This window comes from Desulfoplanes sp. (genome assembly GCF_054921335.1).
In genome coordinates, this window is sequence record NZ_JBUDSQ010000004.1 from 41126 (window position 1) to 59170 (window position 18045).

An 18045-nucleotide genomic window follows, 5' to 3' on the forward strand; every position below is an offset into this window, starting at 1 on the left:
GACGGAAACTCCTGTGGCTGGCCGGGGATCGGGGAGGGTTCGGCCCGGCAATGTGTCAAAAAATCAGATCCGGCCATGCGTACGTAGGGTCCATTCCAACCGAGAGCAATGAGTATGTCCGATCAAGATAAATACACGCGGAATCTTGTGGTCAAGCCCAAGCGTAAGCCGGTTCAGATCGATCCGGAAACCGAAGAGGCCTTTGAGGAATCAAAGGATCTGGTCAAAGAATCGGTCCACAAGGCGGCCAAGACAAACATGGCATTTGTGACTTGGCTGGCTATCTTTACGGTCAGGTTGGTCAAACACGGGGCCGTGTCGATCTTGGCCCGTATTTTTCGCAACAAGTCCGGGGGGACGCAGTCGCGTCCTGTGAACCACGCAAAACCCAACGGCCGGCGAAAGACGAGGCAACAACCTCCCCGCAAGGATGCGTGAGACCCCGAAAGCTCTAGGAATCATGTGCCGACATATCTGATGCCGGCCCTGAAGTGGGGGTGTTTACCGATGACCGGTGAGCACCAGACCACTTTTCCCCGGCAATCTGCCGCCACCTCGCCCTTGAGGGAGGTAGCGGAGGATATATGCAGGGTTTGGCCGGGAGCGAAGGATTTCGGGCTTTTGATGTACAGACCGGTTTTGCTGTAGTTGAGCAGTATTACCTTGGTGGAGGCCCGGTCCTGTTCGGTCACTATGAGTACACCGAGCCTGTCGTGCCGGTCGAATTTACGTTTTTCCGGGAATTGGTACATGCTGGGCTCCTTGTTGACGTAATGTATAAAAATATATCATCCCCGGTCCAAGAGAACAACCCCTTTTCAAGGATGGGTGGTCTGTCTGATCGTCAGTGTTTCCTCCATTCCGTGACCCGGCAACCCCCGCCCGTCTTCTTGGGATTTTCAGCACGCAGTCTTGGACAGGTTGGCCCGGCTTTTGGGATGGGCAAAAAGGACCCGCCGGAGAGTTCCGGGCAGAGGGTATTTCTTGGACTTGATCTTTGTGCATTGTTTCACTAAATGACCGGAACGTTGGCGGACGGTTTTCTTGGGCCCAGCTCTTGGCGGGACCACCCAGGGGCGTTGGCCAGCGGAGTTTTTTTGCAATATGTCCGTGCTTGGGAGGCGTTATGGAAAAATTGAATGGAAAGGTCATTATCGAGACCCTTGGCAACTCGGAAGACGAAATATTTACCAAGGAATATGTGTATGAGGACGGCATCTGTCTCCATTCCCAGGACGCCATTGATATCAGGCTGGAAATCTGCCGTGAGAACGAAATCCAGACAGTTGTATGGTACCAAGAACAAAATGTTGGCGGGACATGGTATGATCCGATCCAGAAAACCTGGGTTGCCGAACTCCTGGGCGTGGAATGGAATGGCAATGACCTCGATGTGATCGAAGAACTCCGTGCCAAAAAACAGCAGGCCGCCCGCTCCAACCACGCTGAATGCTGGTCCCCTCCGTCCAAATAGGGCGGCATGCCCTTGTCGGCGTTCCCCAAGAAAAATTCTTTCTCCGTTTGTCCGCCCCCCCCCCTTATCCTTCTTCCTTCCTGATTTGCCCCCTCCTTCCCGATGGCGGGTCCTCTACCGTAGGCCTGTCGGTCAGATCCGTTCGCAGATCCTTGTGTGCATTTCCCCGGAACAGAGCATTATTCGGCCGGCAATATGTTTGCCTTTGGTTTTTATATCGAGTAACTGACTCGGACCCGTTTTTGTTGTGTTGTTCTTGTGTTCCAATATCTTATGGAGGTCATATGTGGAGTGATACGACCATGCACGTCCAGTCTCCCACCAGGACTTCGGCAGTCCTGGACTGGCTGGAGGTGTTGTCTGGTATCGGCCTGGTTCTTTTTATCATGGGCCATTCTCTTTTCGTGGCCAGCGTCATCTTTGGCGCGGGTACGTTCAACGGTCTGGCCGGTTTTTTCGAGAATACCGGTATGGCCCAGGTCGGCGGACCGGTCATCGGGTTTGTCTTTTTGCTGCATTTCGTGCTAGCGGCCCGCAAGATCCCCTTTCGGGCCGCCCAGCAGTCCGTGATCTGGAAGCACGCCCGGATGATGCGCCATGAAGACACCTGGTTGTGGCTGGTCCAGGCCGTGACCGGGATGCTCATTCTGCTCATGGGGTCCATCCACATGTGGGTCCTGTTGAACGATCTGCCCATTACCGCGGAAAAATCCGTGGCCCTGCTCTATGCCGGAACGTGGTTGTGGTTTTATCTCTTCTTCCTCCTTTTCGTGGCCATGCACGTGGCCGTCGGCATCTACCGGGCCGGGGTCAAGTGGGGATACATACGGCGCGAGAACAGGGCGAAGATAAAGAAATATTTATATATCTTCGCAGGCGCTCTGGTGGCTATCGACCTGGTATCGCTGATCCGATTCTATTTACTGAGCGTGTAGAGCAAGGGGGAAACATGGTTGAAACAATATATACAGACCTGTTGTGCCTGGGTGCCGGGTTGGCCGGTGAGCGTGTGGCCATCGAGGCGGCCGGGGCCGGGTTCGATGTCATCTGTTTGAGTCTGGTCCATTCCAAACGCTCCCACTCCTCGGCGGCCCAGGGGGGTATGCAGGCGGCGCTGGGCAATTCCGTGATGGGTGAGGGAGACAGCCCGGATGTCCATTTTCTGGATACGGTCAAGGGATCGGACTGGGGATGTGATCAGGAAGTGGCCCGCATGTTCGTGGACACCGCGCCCATTGTCATGCGCGAACTCGCCCATTGGGGAGTCCCGTGGAACCGCGTGGTCGGCGGTAAGGGGTTCTACTACAAGGGCGGTCAGAAGTACGAAAAATTCGAAGATACTGCCAAGGAAGGGCTGATTACCTCCAGAAATTTCGGGGGCACGGCCAAGTGGCGGACCTGTTACACCTCCGACGGGACCGGCCATGCCGTGCTCTATACCATGGACAACCGTGCCACCCAGATGGGCGTGCAGGTCCACGACCGTGTCGAGGCCATCTCCCTGATCCATGACGGGGAATCCTGTCAGGGTGTGGTGGCCCGGTGTCTCAAGACCGGCAAACTCCGGGTGTACGTGGCCAAGGCGACCCTCTCGGCCACGGGCGGGTACGGCCGGATCTACAAGAACACGACCAACGCGGTCATCTGCGAGGGCGGGGGACAATCCATCGCCCTGGATACGGGCGTGGTTCCCCTGGGCAACATGGAGGCCATCCAGTTCCATCCCACGGGCATCGTGCCCACGGATATCCTTGTCACCGAAGGGTGCCGGGGCGACGGCGGAACCCTGCTGGACGTGAACGAAGAACGGTTCATGCCCGACTACGAACCGGAAAAGGCCGAGCTCGCCTCCCGTGACGTTGTCTCCCGGCGCATGATCGAGCACATCAGAAAAGGGCTCGGGGTGAAGAATTCCTACGGGGACGACAATCTCTGGCTGGACATCCGGCATCTGGGCGAGGCCCATATCCGGACCAAGCTGCGCGAGGTGGACGAGATTTGTCAGAATTTTCTGGGCATCGACCCTCTGTATCAGCTCATTCCGGTCCGTCCCACCCACCATTACAGCATGGGCGGGGTGCGCACCGACAAGGACGGAGCCGCCTACGGGCTCAAGGGACTCTTTGCCGCGGGCGAGGGTGCCTGCTGGGATCTGCACGGCTTCAACAGGCTCGGGGGCAACTCCCTGGCCGAGACCGTGGTCGCCGGCAAGATCATCGGGGACAAGGTGGTCGAGTATCTGCAAGGGGCAACGGCCACCTTCAAGACCGCGGTCATCGATGACCGTCTCAAAAGGGATCGGGCCCGTATCGATACCCTGATCAGCGGGGGTGGTAAGGAAAATGTCTATGAGCTGCGCAATATCATGCAGGAAGCCCTGATGAAGGGGGTGGGCATTTTCCGTAATGAGGATGATCTGCAGCAGGCCGTCAAGACCCTCCAGGACGTCCATGCCCGCACCGCGAATCTCGCGTTGGTGAGCAACGGTCTGGGAGCCAATCCCGAGCTGGCCATGGCACTCAAACTGCCCGGCATGGTCCGCATGGCCCTGTGTGTGGCCTACGGTGCTCTGGAGCGTAGGGAGAGCCGCGGCTGTCATGCCCGTGAGGACTATCCCGCGCGTAACGACCGCGACTGGCTGGTCAGAACCCTGGCCACATGGGAAGAAGGTGCGGATCTGCCCACCCTGAAGTACGAGCCCGTCACCCCGAGTTTTGAACTGCCCCCCGGAGAACGCGGTTACGGCGGCGGAAAAATTATCAGCGCAGACGATAAAGAGGCCTAATCCATGGACAGAATGCTCACAATCAACATATTCCGTTACAATCCCCAGGACCCGAACTCCACCCCCCACATGCAGTCCTATTATATTGACGAGACCGAAAGCATGACCCTGTTCATCGCCCTGAACCGGGTCAGGGAAGAGCAGGACCCGTCCCTGCAATTCGATTTCTGCTGCCGGGCCGGGATCTGTGGGCAGTGCGGCATGGTCATCAACGGTCGGCCCAACCTGGCCTGCAAGACCAAGACAAAGGACCTGCCCAGCCAGATCACCCTCTTGCCCCTGCCGTTTTTCAAGCTCATCGGCGATCTTTCCGTGGACACGGGCACCTGGTTCAGAGAGATGAACACGCATATCGAATCCTGGATCCATACGCAGAAGGAGTTTGATCCCGCCGCCGAAGAGGAACGTATGGCCAACGAAACCGCCGAGCAGATCTATGAGCTCGACCGGTGTGTGGAGTGCGGATGCTGCTTGGCCGCCTGTGGTACGGCCCGGATGCGCGAGGATTTTCTCGGGGCCGTGGCCCTGAACCGTATCGCCCGGTTCATCCTTGATCCCAGGGATGAGCGTGAGGAAAAGGATTATTTTGAGCTCATCGGCAACGACCAGGGTATCTTCGGATGCATGGGCCTTTTGGGCTGTGAAGATGTCTGCCCCAAGGATCTGCCCCTGCAGGACCAGCTCGGCTTCCTGCGTCGCAAGATGGGGCTCTTTGCCCTCAAGGATCTAAAGATCGGCAGGAAAAAGACCTGTTGATCACAGCGGTCATGATCCGTTTACACGGGCCGGGCATGGGTCACCGTGTCCGGCCTTTTTCGCAATTAAGGAGCGAACCATGCGCCAGATAGACGCCTCAACCATCACGGACAGGGTTGCGGAGATGGTTGTTACGGCCAATGTGGAGCTGCCTGAAGATGTGCTCGGGGCTCTCACATCGGCTTTGGAAAATGAGACTTCTGCTGCGGGGCGTGAAGTGCTGCAGCAGCTTCTGGACAATGCGGCTTTGGCCAGGTCCACCCGGCTGCCCCTGTGTCAGGATACCGGACTGGCTGTTTTTTTCGTGGAACTGGGCAACGAATGCCATGTTCAGGGTGACCTGTACGGGGCCATCAATGCAGGGGTCCGACAGGGGTACAGGGATGGATTTTTGCGTAAATCCGCCTGCCATCCCCTGACCCGGAATAACACCGGGGACAACACGCCCGCCATCATCCACACGGATGTTGTACCCGGCGACAAACTGACCATCCGATTCATGGCCAAGGGCGGTGGCAGCGAGAACATGTCCCGGGCGACCATGCTCACCCCGGCCCAGGGGTGGTTGGGGATCAAGGAATTTGTGATCAACCGCATGGCCGAGGCCGGTCCCAATCCCTGTCCCCCGACAATTGTCGGCGTGGGCATCGGGGGCACCTTTGACCAGGCGCCCATTCTGGCCAAAAAGGCCCTGTTCCGGCCCCTGGACATTCCCCACCCCGATCCCGAGATCGCGGCCATGGAGGACGAACTCCATGCGGCCATCAACGAACTTGGTGTCGGCCCCATGGGGCTGGGGGGCAGGACCACCTGTCTGGGCGTGCGTATCAATATGGCCCCATGCCATATCGCCAGCCTTCCCCTGGCCGTGAACGTCCAATGCCATTCATCCCGTCATCTGGAGGTGAGCATATAATGAGCAAGGAATACAGACTCCAGACCCCGCTGACCGACGGGGATATCGACCAGCTGCGGGCCGGTGACAAAGTGCTGTTGTCCGGCCTGGTATATACGGCCCGGGATGCCGCCCACAAGAAGATCGTGGATGCCTTGGAGAGGGGTGAACGACCGCCTTTCCCGCTGCAGGGCGCGGTTATCTATTATGTGGGTCCGACACCCGCCCTCGAAGGCCGTCCCATCGGCTCGGCCGGGCCGACCACGAGCTACCGCATGGACAGCTTTGCCCCCTACCTCCATTCTCTGGGGGTCAAGGCGAGCATAGGCAAGGGCAAGCGCAGTCAGGCGGTCAAGGACGCCCTTGAGGAACATACGGGCGTGTATTTTGGTGCCACCGGCGGGGCAGGGGCCCTCATTTCCCAGTGTATCGAGCAGGCCCGGGTCATCGCTTATGAGGAACTCGGCCCCGAGGCGGTCCGGGTGCTCAAGGTCACGGATTTCCCCCTCCTGGTCATCAACGATGCCCTGGGTGGAGAATTGTACGCAACGCCCAAACTGCCGGACGCCTGAACCGGAAGTTTGGGCATACAGTGGGCCGACTTTTGGGAATATTTCAAAAACCCCCTTGTCATGTGCAATGCTTTCATGCTACTTTTTTATTTAAACCATGTAAGCGAATTGGACATGTAATGGTCCATAATTACATAACTTCAGGAGGCGTGTATGGCTCAGGTCAGGGTTAATGTCGCAGAAAAATGTCTGGCTATCCCCCAGTGGTTCTTTTTTACCAAAAAAGTGCCCTTGAACGATGTCCATAAGGAACTCAAAATCGATTCGTCCAACGGCAAGCAGGTCTACACCCTGAAGTTGACCGGAAAATTCGGCGAGCAGGACGTAACCTTCAACGATTATGAGGGGTATGCGAATTTTGTCTATTCTTTCGAAAAGGCGATGATGTCCGCGTGATCCTTTGGAACGGTCCTCGACTCCCCCCCCCCTGATCATACAATGGTCGGGGGGGATTTTTTTGTCCTACAACAAAAAATAAATAATAAAGATATATTGGCCATAATTTTTGCTCTATTTTTTTAAAACCTATTGTCTTTGTACTGCATGTTAAAATGACGTTTTTTTTTTATTTTTTACTAACTGCTTAAAATATTAAAAAATGTCTGCCAAATTATAGAAAATGGGAAATAAAAATCTATTTCTGGTAGACATGTTTTTTTTCCTGTGTTACCGGCTGGGACATGTTGTCATCTTTTGCATCCCCTTGTATATATGTGTGGAGGTAGCATGGGAAAAATATTGGTTATCGGAAAACACAACGATTTTTGCGAGTCGATTCTTTCACTCTCCCAACGCATGGGGCATGAGCCTGTTTTTACCCCGGGAATCAGGGAGGGATATGACGCAGCCTCTTCGGACGGCAGCTACGAGGTCGTCTTTCTTGATGTCATGCTCGACGGGGGAAGCGGAGTACAGTGGATATCCAAGCTGCAGGAACTGCCGTCCATGCCCGATATCATTGCCATGACCGATCAAGGCGATCCGGACACCGCCGCTTCGGCCATAAGTCAGGGGGCATGGGACTACCTGGGGACCCCCATATCCATTGGAGCCGTGCAATGTATGATCTCCAGGGTCCTAAAGAGCAGGGAGAAACGCCGGCAGTTCGCTCGACAAAAAGTTCTTAAAAGGGATAAGATAATCGGACAAAGTGTCCGGCTGCAGCGGTCTCTGGATTCCTTGGCACGTGCATCGGAGTCCATGTGCAGCGTTCTTTTTGTGGGTGAAACCGGCACCGGCAAGGAACTCTTTGCCAGTGCCCTGCATGAAAATAGTCCGCGCGCTGACAAACGGTTGGTCGTTGTCGATTGTACCAATCTTACAAGGACGTTGGCCGAAAGCTTGTTGTTCGGACACGACAAGGGCGCGTTTACCGGTGCGGTCGCAAAAAAACAGGGGTTGGTAGCGCAGGCCGACACGAGCAGCCTTTTTCTCGACGAAATCGGGGAGTTGCCCCCTGGTGTCCAAAAATCTTTTTTGCGGGTGTTGCAGGAAAAACGTTTCCGACCCTTGGGGTCGAAAAGTGAGGAAGAGAGCGACTTCAGGCTGGTTTCGGCGACCAACAGGTCTCTCTTGGATATGGTGGAAAAAGATGAGTTCAGGAAGGATCTCTATTTCAGGATAAGCGGGATGGTCATAGAACTCCCCCCCCTCAGGGAACGGGTAGAGGATATTCCTTTCCTCGTGGAACACTATACCCCCAAGATATGTGAGGAATATCGGGTCGTCGACAAGGTGCCATCCGAGGATTTTATCCATGCACTCTGTTGTTATTCTTGGCCCGGGAATGTCAGGGAAATGGTCAATACCCTGTATATAGCCGTGAACAATGCCCTGGAGGAACGACACCTTTATCCCCACCATTTGCCGGTTGATGTGCGGGTGAAGATCATCCGGTCCAATTATGACCATCCCCGTCCCGAGATGGTCACCCATACTACGGTCCCACCGGCTACCTTCCATGCGCAGGACTCCGGCGAACGGAGAGAGGCAACTGCTGCCTCCACCCCCCAGGTGCCCGCGACCGAAAGAAATCTTGATCCCACAACCTTCCCGACCTACAAGAAAAAAAGGGAAGAAGCCGTTTTTAACATGGAAAAGGGCTATCTGACCGACTTGGAGAACCTCTCGGAGGGGGATATTGTCCAGGCGTGTGAATATTCCGCTCTTTCCAGAGCGCGTCTGTACCAATTGCTTAAAAAACACGGACGATATTTCCGTAGGTCCAAAAAAGCTAGGGCCTCCTAATGCAACCGGAAAAAGGAAACGGTCCGGGGGACTATGGTTTTCTGTATTATTGTTTTTTTCTTTTGATTACAAGTGGTTAATGTGTAGGCCCCTCGTTGCTGCAATTTTTCAATAGCCTGAATTTGTTGATCAATACGCAGATCAAGCGTTGGACGTGAAGGGGGGGGGCAGCAAGGTTTTGGCCTGAATAGGTACAGATATATAAAAAAGAGGAGGCATAGGTTCTATGTCTCCTCTTTTTTTTGTATATGGCACAAATTGTGAATTTATACGAACCGTCATGTTATTCCGTTCCGTGTCTGAAAAAAAGGGCGCCGACACCTTTTTAACCGATTTGTTTGGGATCCGACCATGCCACACGTAAGGTATCTTTCCAATACATTTGATTGTTTTATGGTAGACGAGTTCGATGACGATCCGCTTTTGCAAAAATCCTCAATGGGGTTTTGTATCGCCGACTGCCATGGCCGTATCTATGGGGCCAACCGGAGAATCAATGCGATTTTCCAGGACTACCCAGGCGGTTTTTGCGGGTGGTGGAATGCTATGGCCGATGAAATCAGAAAAAGCAGACTTGGAGCGTGCCTGGAACCATGGGTGGTTTTCAGGACATGGACGCCCTTGGACGGAACCAGGCGTTCGGTCATGGTCGCAGGTTTCAATGCCGGGCCGGAGGACAAGAAATTTTTGTTGTTTGTCAGCCGGCTTTCGACGTCAGACAAACAGGGGGCAATTTGTCGTGAGCAGATGACTGGTCAGAAAGAATGGTCACTTCCCATGACAGCACTGCGGCACAATGGATGTCTTATGCAGGCCCTGTCCCAAGGGGTTTTTTCCCTCGCGTATCAGCCGGTCTACGATGTCCGTTCGGGCGCAGCGGCTGGATTCGAGGCCAAGCTCCGGTGGGCTGATAACCATGAAGACCGGATCAGGCCATCCTCTCTGGAGTTTTTGCAGGGAACCGGAGGGGCGCTTGTCCTGGGCATCTGGATGGTTGTCCAGGCTTGCAGGGATCTCCGGTCCTGGAATACTGGAGGCGGTCCGGGGCGGTATTTCGTCCAGGTGGGTATGTCCAGTGAACAATTGGGATCACCATGCATATTGCATGTGCTCCAGCATGTTCTTGAAGACAACGGTATCGACCCTTCTCTGGTGTGGATAAAGACGCCCAAAAAAAGTTTCGGGACCAAGAGTCCCCGGGAACAATTGCTCTTGCACCGTTATCATGCCCTTGGGATCAATTTTATCGTTGAAAAACTCCGACCGAATCTGTCTGATCTGAGCTATTTTTTTGGGTTCTCCGTTATTCCATTCAAGGCCGTCCACCTCAGGAACAATCTTGTTCCCCCCCATGTCACGAAAAAACAGCTGGATCTTTTTGCCACCTTCGCCAAGATATTTTCCTGCCTGGGCATCCATGTGTTGACCAAGCTGGCCGGCAGCGAGGACTGCATCGCCTCTTTACGTACGACAACGTGCAGATATGTTCAGGATAACGGAACGCCCACCGTCCTAAGGTCATCACAGATAATTGATGCTGTGGCTAAAAAAGAATGTTTTCCTCGGTTGTTCCCCTCCGCTTGAAACCGTTCTCGGGTGGTGGGGGGATCCGGGAAGCACACAAGGTTTTCTCTCCGCGGGGCCTGATAACCGCCACGTTCCGGTAGGTCTGTGTTGTGTTTTTTAGGGATACGGGCTATACACATATATGTTGCAAACCACTTCCACGGTATGGGTTTGCAACATATTTTTTGTCCAACCAACCACAAGGACCGTTTGTTTCTCATGAATACCTCGGAATCCCTCCTCGTTCATTTCCGTAGGGCAGAGCACCTCAAAAAGGAGGCCCTGTCCTTTCCGTACATCGATCTTGATCCCCGGCAACTCTGTGACCTCGAGCTCTTGCTCAACCGGGCCTATTATCCCCTGGAAGGGTATCTGGGTCAGGCGGACTATGGATCCGTGTTGGAAACTATGCGTCTTGAAAACGGCGTTCTTTGGCCCATGCCCGTGACCCTGGATGTCCCGGAGCGGTTTGCAAAACGGTGCGAACCCGGGATGGTCATCGGACTGCGGGATTCCGAAGGGTTTCTTTTGGCTATTCTCCATGTTGGATCGGTGTGGAAGCCCGACAAACGCAATGAGGCGTTGAAGGTTTTTGGGACGGACGATCCCAGGAAACACCCGTCCGTTCGCCATCTCTATGACCGCATCGGTGACTGGTATGTCGGGGGAAAGGTCGAGGGGCTCCATCTGCCCATGCACTATGACTTTCCCTCCCTGCGCATGACCCCCTCGATGACCCATCAGCGTTTTTCCCAGATGGGGTGGCGAAATATTATTGGATTCCAGGCGGATACCTGCCTGCACTGTGCACACAAGGAGATGATTCTTCGCGCAGCCCGGGAAGCCGGGGCGAGTATCTTTCTCCATCCCCTCGTGGGGGGGAGCCAGACCGGTAAACTTGACCCCATCACCCAGGTGCGTTGTTACCAGGCCTTTGCCCAAAAATTCCCAAAAAATATGATTTTCTTGGGGATCCTTCCCTTTGCCGCGCGCAAGGCCGGTCCCCGGGAAGGGCTGTGGCGTTCGATCATCCACAAAAATTACGGCTGCAGCCATGTCATGTTCCCCGGAGCGATCGCCGACCCCTTTGCGGAGGGGGGCGAACATTTCTACCCCTTGTGGGCGGGCATGGAACTGGCGGGAGAGCACAGGGAGGAAATCGGTATCGAGCCGGTGCAGCTCGAGCCCATGGTTTATTCGGAAACCAAGGGGCAGTATATCCCGAAGGGGGATGCTGCCGATGATATGGAGATCAGGGAAATAACGTCAATGGAGCTGCAACGGAGACTGGAACTGGGGATCGATATCCCCTCGTGGTTTTCCTTTCCTGAGGTGGTCCAGGAGTTGCGCTACGCATTTCCGCCCCGGCACCGTCAAGGATTCACCATTTTTTTGACCGGATTGTCCGGTGCGGGGAAGTCTACATTGGCCAAGGTGCTCCAAAAGAAATTTCTGGAGATGCGTGACCGTCCGGTAACCCTCCTTGATGGAGATATTGTTCGGCGTAATCTTTCCAGCGAACTCGACTTTTCGCGCGAACACCGTGAACTCAATGTTCGACGGATTGGATTCGTGGCCTCTGAGATCACCAAGAACGGCGGGATCGCCATCTGCGCACCCATTGCCCCGTTTGAGGATTCAAGGCAGCACAATCGCGAGCGCATTTCTCGGTACGGTGGATACATCGAGATATATCTGAGCACTCCTTTGGATGTCTGTGAGAACAGGGACAGGAAAGGTCTCTATGCCAAGGCCCGCAAGGGTATCATCCAGGGGGTGACCGGGATCGACGATCCGTATCAGCCGCCGGTCGATCCCGAGATTGCGGTCGATACGAGCACGCTCTCTCCGGCAGAGGGGGCGCAAACGATCCTGCTTTTTCTTGAAGAACAGGGATATATCAAATAACGCAATGGTGATGGTAACTGTTCAGGTCAAAATTGAGTGCCGATCAACAAAATGGGGACATTGGAGGATGTAAGAAATGCGAGACCTACATGCTAACCGCCTATCATTTATTGGATCTCTCACGTTTCTTGGATCCACAATTCTGGTCATTAAAAATGTACCTGAATAGTTACGGGTGACGATAAGATGGTAGACAGGATCCCCCGCTTTTTAGGAAAACCCAACTTTTGTGGACGGATTATTAAAAAATTGTCCGCCACCCATGGTCCATACCCTCCCCAGGGGGGGAGGGCGCGTGTCGTCAGCCCAACACCCCCTGTTCTGCTATGCCTCTCTTCGTTGTCTAATATTTTGTAATGTAAGTCTTTTTAGAGTTTTCGTGGCCGCTTTTGCAAAAGAACTCAGGCCGTTGATAAAAAATCCGGGCAGGCAGGCAAGGATAGGCACGGCGATTGCTTTAACGAGTGTGTCATCCGCTTTTGGCCATACCACCGTTGTACCGGCGGGGCCGTTTGCCGATAGTGATACGGTCTGCCGTACTGCTTGGCCCCGTCTTTCCCGAAAGTGATCCGTGCTTGTTCTGTTGCAGATTTGAATCTCCTTTGACATCTCCTTTGCGTAGCAGGTGGGTGGCCGTATCCAGGGCAATATCCTTTACGGGGGTATTGCCCTTTTTTTGTCCACCAAGAACGGGGTACTCCCTCGGGGCAAAATCCGGGAGCGCAGGGGGGATGAAAATGTCCTGGCCGGGTGGACCACGTCCACTATTGACTATTGTTCCAATGGGGTTAGTATATCTTGGTGCGCCTTGGACCGGAAGACGGGCTGGGTGGAGGCGGGGGGTCGTCCTGACTGCCGTGACCGGGGGGACACCATGGTTTGTCCGTGATAGGGAGTCCGTGTCGAACAGAGATGTTTGTGTCCCCTTCCGGCCTGTTGGCGTGTTTTTTTACCCTATGGAACTCATATTTTTGAACGAAAGCTGCATGGGCGGTATCTGCAACCAAGGAGATGACTATGATGAAAAAGGCAGTGATGCGCTTGGCTCCCGTGGTATTCGTGCTGATGTTTATTGCGACCACTACGTGGGCCTCCTTGCCCGAGTTCACGGAATTGGCGGAAGGGGCTGGAGAGGCGGTGGTGAATATATCCACCGTAAAGACGGTCGAGCCCCAGAAAGGGCTCAAACGGTTCATGCCCAACCGGCCCAAACAAGGATCTCCGTTTGAGGATTTTTTCGACCAGTTCGAACGTTTTTTTGGGGACCAGTACCGTAAACCCCGTAAGGAACGTTCCTTGGGCTCTGGTTTTATAATCAGTTCCGATGGATATATCGTGACCAACAACCACGTTGTCGATGGCGCGGATGAAATCAAGGTGAAGCTCAAGGAAAACGGAAAGCGTGAGAAATCCTATATCGCGGAGGTTGTAGGAACCGATTCTGAAACGGATCTGGCGCTCTTGAAAATCAATCCCAAAGGGTCCCTGCCCCATTTGACGTTCGGAGACTCCGACAGGCTGGACGTCGGTGAATGGGTCATGGCCATCGGAAATCCCTTTGGGCTCGATCACACGGTTACCGCAGGGATCATCAGTGCCAAGGGGCGTGTTATCGGTGCAGGACCCTATGACAATTTTTTACAGACGGACGCCTCCATCAATCCTGGTAATAGTGGTGGCCCCCTGCTCGACATGCGCGGAAAGGTCATTGGAATAAACACGGCCATTGTCGCATCGGGGCAGGGTATCGGTTTCGCCATCCCCAGTGCCATGGCCAAAGATATCATTGGTCAGCTCAAGGCGTTCAAAAAGGTCAAACGGGGGCTGCTTGGGGTCATGGTCCAAGCCATGGATGACAACACCGCCCGTGCTTTGGGGCTTGGTGAGAACAAGGGGGCCCTGGTGGCGTCAACGACCCCGGGCGGTCCTGCGGCCAGGGCCGGTGTCCGGGCCGGAGACGTCATCCTCGCTGTCAATGGGAATGATGTCGAAGACTACGGGGATCTGACGAGAAAGATAGGAAGACTCATGCCCGGCGAAAAGGTCACCCTGAATGTTTGGCGTAGGGGCAAGCGGCTCCGGTTGGCCGCCTCCCTAGATGAGCGTGCCGCTGGCAAACCGGCCGAGGGACATGGTGGCAATGAAGATCTGGCCGGGAATGACAATGTCCTTGGCATGACCCTGCGTCCACCTTCCAAAGACGAATTGGAGATTCTCGGGATAAAGGATGTTCGAGGGCTTTTGATCGTGGACATGACCGGTCAGTCTCCGGCCGGCGACGCTGGGATCATGCCCGGAGATTTGATCCTTGAGGCCAACCAGCAGGCCGTCAATTCGGTCGCCGCATTGCGGAATATCGTCTCCAAGGCAGAAAAAAACGGGGTGGTCCTCTTGTTCTTGCAACGCAAGGGACAGAACCTTTTTAGGACCATTCCACTGGATGACTAACGTGGACATCCCGGCATCTCCCCTTAACGGAGTTTCAGGCACCCCGGCCACGCTCAGGCCGGGGTGCAAGGTTAATCTGTATCTCGCGATCAAGGCCCGTTATGCTGATGGCTACCATGAGCTGGACACCGTTTTCTATCCCCTGGCTTCGCCGTGTGACAGAATGGTCCTCACGCTTGGCGGAGAGCCCGGTTTGCGGTTGGATTGTTCCTTGCCTGGGCTGCAGGGGGAAAACAATATCATCACAAGGGCTTACAATGCATGGACCGAGCGATCGGGGTGGAAGCCGGGGGTCACTGTCCATCTGGAAAAGAATATACCCATGGGCGGCGGTTTGGGAGGTGGGAGCTCTGATGCGGCCGCATTCCTGACCTGGCTGAATACCATCGCGGGCAACCGGGGGGTTGCGCAACAGGAGTTGGCCCGGATGGGGTGCCGACTTGGTGCGGACGTCCCCTTTTTCCTGCTCAACAAGCCATGCAGGGCCCGGGGAAGGGGGGAGTTGCTCGGAGAGATCGAGCTGGACCTCGAAGGGTACCATGGTTTGCTGGTGTGCCCCAATGTACAGGTCCCTACCGCCTGGGCATACAAGGCATGGGACGATATGCCCAAGGGGGAGGGCGAAAAAAAGTTTCCGCGAATCTTGACAATGCATACCCGACCCGTTAGGTATCCTTCCTCTCGACGACATCTTGTTCTTTGCAACGATTTCGAGAAGGTTGTTTTTTCCGCTTATCCGCAATTGTACCATCTCAAAATGGCCATGATCGCCCATGGTGCAGCAGGGTGTGTCATGAGCGGTTCCGGGGCGAGTCTCTTTGCCCTTTTTGACCGGGAGCATGAGCGGAAAGAGGCGTGTGCGTATCTGCAGGCACAGGCTATTTCGTATTTTATCTGATGCTGGGGCGTCGCCAAGCAGGCAAGGCAACGGGTTTTGGTCTCGTCATTCGGAGGTTCGAATCCTTCCGCCCCAGCCAAATTTTTTTTTGAGGACTAAGATATGCCTCGTCATGGTGACTTGCGGATTGTCACAGGCAACGCCAATCCACGATTGGCCGAAGCCATATGCGAACATCTCGGGGACCGGTTGACGCCGACCCTAGTGGGGACATTCAGTGACGGTGAAACACGGGTCGAGATCGGTGATAATATTCGTGGTGACGATGTGTTCGTCGTCCAGTCCATATGTGCCCCGGTCAATGACAACCTCATGGAGCTCTGTCTGATGCTCGATGCCCTGAAACGGGCCAGCGCCGGCAGGGTGACCGCGGTTGTCCCCTATTTCGGTTACGCCCGTCAGGATAGAAAGGTTGGACCGCGCGTGCCCATCAGTGCCAAGGTTGTTGCCGATTTCCTTTCCGCGGGAGGATGCGACCGCGTACTGACCATTGATTTGCATTCCGGACAGATCCAGGGGTTTTTCAACATTCCGGTGGACAATCTCTATGCCGCCGAGGTGTTGATCGATTATATAAAATCATTGGGCGAGGACCTGGTCGTTGTTTCGCCGGATGCCGGTGGGACAGAGCGGGCCAGGGCCTATGCTAAAAGACTTGGTGCCGGGCTGGCCATCATCGACAAACGCCGTGACGAGCCGAACAAGGCCCAGGCCATGCAAGTCATCGGGAACGTCAAGGACAAGATTGCCATCGTTCTTGATGATATGGTCGATACCGCCGGGACCATGGTCGAGGCCGGAAAGATACTTATAGAAAAGGGTGTCAAGAAGGCCGTTGCCTGTACCACGCACCCCATACTCTCGGGGCCGGCCATAAAACGTTTGGAAAAGTCCGCTTTTTCCGAGATTATCGTAACCGATACCATACCTTTGCGCCCGGAGGCCCAGGCGAGTGGCAAATTTCGTGTCATCAGCGTGGGATCGCTACTAGGGAAAGCCATCCACAATATCCATTCCGAATCGTCTGTGAGCGTCCTTTTTCGGGGATAAGAAGTTTGTTGAAGGAGATACTATTATGTCTGATATGTTGAAGTTGCAGGTAGAGGGACGTACAAAGACCGGAAAAGGGGCCAACCGTTGTCTCCGTAATTCTGGTATGGTGCCCGGTGTCTATTACGATGCCCATGGGAACAACGAGTCGGTCAAGGTGGATTTTGTCGCCTTGTCCAAAATGGTTGAAGCTGCAGGGTATTCCAAGATTTTTGATCTTGAGATCGTTCACGAAGGCGTACCGGAGGCTCGGCCCTGTCTGATCAAGGCCATCCATCATCATCCCTTGAAGCCCATGTACAACCATGTGGATTTTTACGGTGTTGATCTTGATAAGCCCATTGTTGTAGCCATTCCCGTTCGAGTGAGCGGAAAGGCCGAAGGAGTCACCCGGGGCGGCAAGCTGAGCATTTTCCGCGAAGAAGTGGAAGTGGAATGCCTTCCCAAGGATGTTCCTGACGCCCTGGAGCTTGAAGTGACCGGCCTTGGTCTCAACCAGAGCATTCTTGTCGCGGATGTCGATTTTGGCGAAAATGTACGCGCTGTGTATGACGACAATTTCGCTGTTGTCGGTGTCGTGTCCCCACGGGCTGCGACAGAGGATGAAGAAGAGGAAGGGGAAGAAGAAGAATAAGGGCCGCGATTGTGCGGTGCTGTGTATACCACTCTCTTTTCGTTTCCTACCTATAGATACCAACAAGGGGCCTCGTTCAGGGGCCTCTTGTTTTTCCTCCGTATTTTTCCAACACAGACCATAATGAGAATACGATGGCTATTGCCGGTCTTATCGTAGGTCTTGGCAATCCTGGCCAAAAATATGCCAGGACACGTCATAACCTCGGTTTCATGGTCGTTGACCGCATTATCGACCGGGAGCCGGGGTGTACCCGGATTTCTTCGCGGTGCGAAAAGGATTTTCTTCTTTGGCAATGGGCTGGTTGTGGAGGATTGCCCTGGCTGTTGCTCAAACCGCAGACGTATATGAACCGCAGTGGTCGAGCCCTTGGGCAGGTGCTCAAGTACCGGGACCTCGATCCGAAGAATATTCTCGTCGTCCATGACGAGCTTGATCTCCCGCTGGGTCGGATCAGGTTCAAGAATGGAGGCGGTCTGGCCGGTCATAATGGCCTCAAGTCCGTTGCCGAGGTACTGGGCACACGTGATTTTCATCGGTTGCGCATGGGCATCGACCGGCCCCGGTCAGGAGAGGACGTGACCTCCTATGTCCTTGGCACATTCAGCGGTCAGGAATCCAAGGACGTTGACGGTGTCCTCGAGCTCGCGGTTTCGGGGGTCCTTGCATACTGCCGTGAAGGGATTGATCACGCCATGCATATGGTCCACGGGCGATGAGACGTATTTTCTCAGCCTTTAAGGCATGGACTCTTTCTCATTTTTCGGGTAATAAAACCCGAGAACATGGTCCAGCGCCGTGTATTTGAATGG

The 18045-nt window shown here is 54.6% G+C and carries 17 protein-coding genes and 1 tRNA gene; 17 read left to right on the forward strand and 1 reads right to left on the reverse strand.

What is annotated here, in order from left to right; all coding sequences use genetic code 11:
• Window positions 1-114: 114 nt before the first annotated feature.
• Window positions 115-438 (forward strand): hypothetical protein, encoded by a 324-nt coding sequence (locus ACY692_RS01875; RefSeq protein ID WP_462323631.1) that lies wholly within the window; start codon window positions 115-117, stop codon window positions 436-438.
• Between the two features lie 20 nt (window positions 439-458).
• Here the strand turns inward: ACY692_RS01875 and ACY692_RS01880 are convergent, their stop codons facing one another.
• The gene (locus ACY692_RS01880) at window positions 459-752 is read right to left on the reverse strand and encodes a PilZ domain-containing protein (protein ID WP_462323632.1); all 294 of its coding nucleotides are present in this window, start codon (window positions 750-752) and stop codon (window positions 459-461) included.
• 374 nt (window positions 753-1126) lie between these two features.
• On the opposite strand from ACY692_RS01880, the gene ACY692_RS01885 reads away from it, so the two are divergent.
• The 16 genes from ACY692_RS01885 to pth all read left to right on the forward strand — a co-directional run bounded on the left by ACY692_RS01885 (window position 1127) and on the right by pth (window position 17952).
• On the forward strand, window positions 1127-1474 hold the full coding sequence (locus ACY692_RS01885) for a hypothetical protein (protein ID WP_462323633.1): 348 nt from the start codon (window positions 1127-1129) through the stop codon (window positions 1472-1474).
• Window positions 1475-1758: 284 nt separating this feature from the next.
• Window positions 1759-2409 (forward strand): succinate dehydrogenase/fumarate reductase transmembrane subunit, encoded by a 651-nt coding sequence (locus ACY692_RS01890; RefSeq protein WP_462323634.1) that lies wholly within the window; start codon window positions 1759-1761, stop codon window positions 2407-2409.
• A 14-nt stretch (window positions 2410-2423) separates the two neighbouring features.
• Window positions 2424-4259, forward strand: a complete 1836-nt coding sequence (locus ACY692_RS01895; RefSeq protein WP_462323635.1) for a fumarate reductase flavoprotein subunit — start codon at window positions 2424-2426, stop codon at window positions 4257-4259.
• A gap of 3 nt (window positions 4260-4262) precedes the next feature.
• Complete coding sequence (locus ACY692_RS01900; RefSeq protein WP_462323636.1) at window positions 4263-5015, forward strand: fumarate reductase iron-sulfur subunit; 753 nt, start codon at window positions 4263-4265, stop codon at window positions 5013-5015.
• 79 nt (window positions 5016-5094) lie between these two features.
• Window positions 5095-5931 carry a fumarate hydratase gene (locus tag ACY692_RS01905; protein ID WP_462323637.1) on the forward strand — a complete coding sequence of 279 codons (837 nt, stop codon included), beginning with the start codon at window positions 5095-5097 and terminating at the stop codon, window positions 5929-5931.
• Window positions 5931-6482 carry a FumA C-terminus/TtdB family hydratase beta subunit gene (locus tag ACY692_RS01910; protein ID WP_462323638.1) on the forward strand — a complete coding sequence of 184 codons (552 nt, stop codon included), beginning with the start codon at window positions 5931-5933 and terminating at the stop codon, window positions 6480-6482. The genes ACY692_RS01905 and ACY692_RS01910 overlap by 1 nt, the downstream gene beginning before the upstream one ends.
• 153 nt (window positions 6483-6635) lie before the next feature.
• Window positions 6636-6878: a hypothetical protein gene (locus ACY692_RS01915; RefSeq protein WP_462323639.1), complete on the forward strand. Its 243-nt coding sequence runs from the start codon at window positions 6636-6638 to the stop codon at window positions 6876-6878.
• Window positions 6879-7208: 330 nt separating this feature from the next.
• Complete coding sequence (locus tag ACY692_RS01920; protein ID WP_462323640.1) at window positions 7209-8729, forward strand: sigma-54-dependent transcriptional regulator; 1521 nt, start codon at window positions 7209-7211, stop codon at window positions 8727-8729.
• Window positions 8730-9080: 351 nt separating this feature from the next.
• Complete coding sequence (locus ACY692_RS01925) at window positions 9081-10313, forward strand: EAL domain-containing protein (RefSeq protein ID WP_462323641.1); 1233 nt, start codon at window positions 9081-9083, stop codon at window positions 10311-10313.
• 201 nt (window positions 10314-10514) lie between these two features.
• Window positions 10515-12203, forward strand: coding sequence for a bifunctional sulfate adenylyltransferase/adenylylsulfate kinase (locus tag ACY692_RS01930; protein ID WP_462323642.1), 1689 nt, complete (start codon window positions 10515-10517; stop codon window positions 12201-12203).
• A 1017-nt stretch (window positions 12204-13220) separates the two neighbouring features.
• Window positions 13221-14651: a DegQ family serine endoprotease gene (locus ACY692_RS01935; protein ID WP_462323643.1), complete on the forward strand. Its 1431-nt coding sequence runs from the start codon at window positions 13221-13223 to the stop codon at window positions 14649-14651.
• A complete protein-coding gene (ispE, locus tag ACY692_RS01940) occupies window positions 14644-15549 on the forward strand; it encodes a 4-(cytidine 5'-diphospho)-2-C-methyl-D-erythritol kinase (RefSeq protein WP_462323644.1) in 906 nt (301 codons plus the stop codon). Before ACY692_RS01935 ends, ispE begins: the two co-directional genes overlap by 8 nt.
• Window positions 15550-15552: 3 nt before the next feature.
• Window positions 15553-15628 (forward strand) — tRNA-Gln (locus tag ACY692_RS01945).
• 23 nt (window positions 15629-15651) lie between these two features.
• Window positions 15652-16599: a ribose-phosphate diphosphokinase gene (locus tag ACY692_RS01950; protein WP_462323645.1), complete on the forward strand. Its 948-nt coding sequence runs from the start codon at window positions 15652-15654 to the stop codon at window positions 16597-16599.
• A gap of 25 nt (window positions 16600-16624) precedes the next feature.
• Window positions 16625-17233 (forward strand): 50S ribosomal protein L25, encoded by a 609-nt coding sequence (locus ACY692_RS01955; RefSeq protein WP_462323646.1) that lies wholly within the window; start codon window positions 16625-16627, stop codon window positions 17231-17233.
• A gap of 134 nt (window positions 17234-17367) precedes the next feature.
• A complete protein-coding gene (pth, locus tag ACY692_RS01960; protein ID WP_462323647.1) occupies window positions 17368-17952 on the forward strand; it encodes an aminoacyl-tRNA hydrolase in 585 nt (194 codons plus the stop codon).
• Window positions 17953-18045: the final 93 nt, after the last annotated feature.

Bases quoted from the DNA above. Each gene is read 5' to 3' on its own strand.
- ACY692_RS01875 (WP_462323631.1), top strand. From the start codon at position 115: ATGTCCGATCAAGATAAATACACGCGGAATCTTGTGGTCAAGCCCAAG.
- ACY692_RS01880 (WP_462323632.1), bottom strand. From the start codon at position 752: ATGTACCAATTCCCGGAAAAACGTAAATTCGACCGGCACGACAGGCTC.
- ACY692_RS01885 (WP_462323633.1), top strand. From the start codon at position 1,127: ATGGAAAAATTGAATGGAAAGGTCATTATCGAGACCCTTGGCAACTCG.
- ACY692_RS01890 (WP_462323634.1), top strand. From the start codon at position 1,759: ATGTGGAGTGATACGACCATGCACGTCCAGTCTCCCACCAGGACTTCG.
- ACY692_RS01895 (WP_462323635.1), top strand. From the start codon at position 2,424: ATGGTTGAAACAATATATACAGACCTGTTGTGCCTGGGTGCCGGGTTG.
- ACY692_RS01900 (WP_462323636.1), top strand. From the start codon at position 4,263: ATGGACAGAATGCTCACAATCAACATATTCCGTTACAATCCCCAGGAC.
- ACY692_RS01905 (WP_462323637.1), top strand. From the start codon at position 5,095: ATGCGCCAGATAGACGCCTCAACCATCACGGACAGGGTTGCGGAGATG.
- ACY692_RS01910 (WP_462323638.1), top strand. From the start codon at position 5,931: ATGAGCAAGGAATACAGACTCCAGACCCCGCTGACCGACGGGGATATC.
- ACY692_RS01915 (WP_462323639.1), top strand. From the start codon at position 6,636: ATGGCTCAGGTCAGGGTTAATGTCGCAGAAAAATGTCTGGCTATCCCC.
- ACY692_RS01920 (WP_462323640.1), top strand. From the start codon at position 7,209: ATGGGAAAAATATTGGTTATCGGAAAACACAACGATTTTTGCGAGTCG.
- ACY692_RS01925 (WP_462323641.1), top strand. From the start codon at position 9,081: ATGCCACACGTAAGGTATCTTTCCAATACATTTGATTGTTTTATGGTA.
- ACY692_RS01930 (WP_462323642.1), top strand. From the start codon at position 10,515: ATGAATACCTCGGAATCCCTCCTCGTTCATTTCCGTAGGGCAGAGCAC.
- ACY692_RS01935 (WP_462323643.1), top strand. From the start codon at position 13,221: ATGATGAAAAAGGCAGTGATGCGCTTGGCTCCCGTGGTATTCGTGCTG.
- ispE (WP_462323644.1), top strand. From the start codon at position 14,644: ATGACTAACGTGGACATCCCGGCATCTCCCCTTAACGGAGTTTCAGGC.
- ACY692_RS01950 (WP_462323645.1), top strand. From the start codon at position 15,652: ATGCCTCGTCATGGTGACTTGCGGATTGTCACAGGCAACGCCAATCCA.
- ACY692_RS01955 (WP_462323646.1), top strand. From the start codon at position 16,625: ATGTCTGATATGTTGAAGTTGCAGGTAGAGGGACGTACAAAGACCGGA.
- pth (WP_462323647.1), top strand. From the start codon at position 17,368: ATGGCTATTGCCGGTCTTATCGTAGGTCTTGGCAATCCTGGCCAAAAA.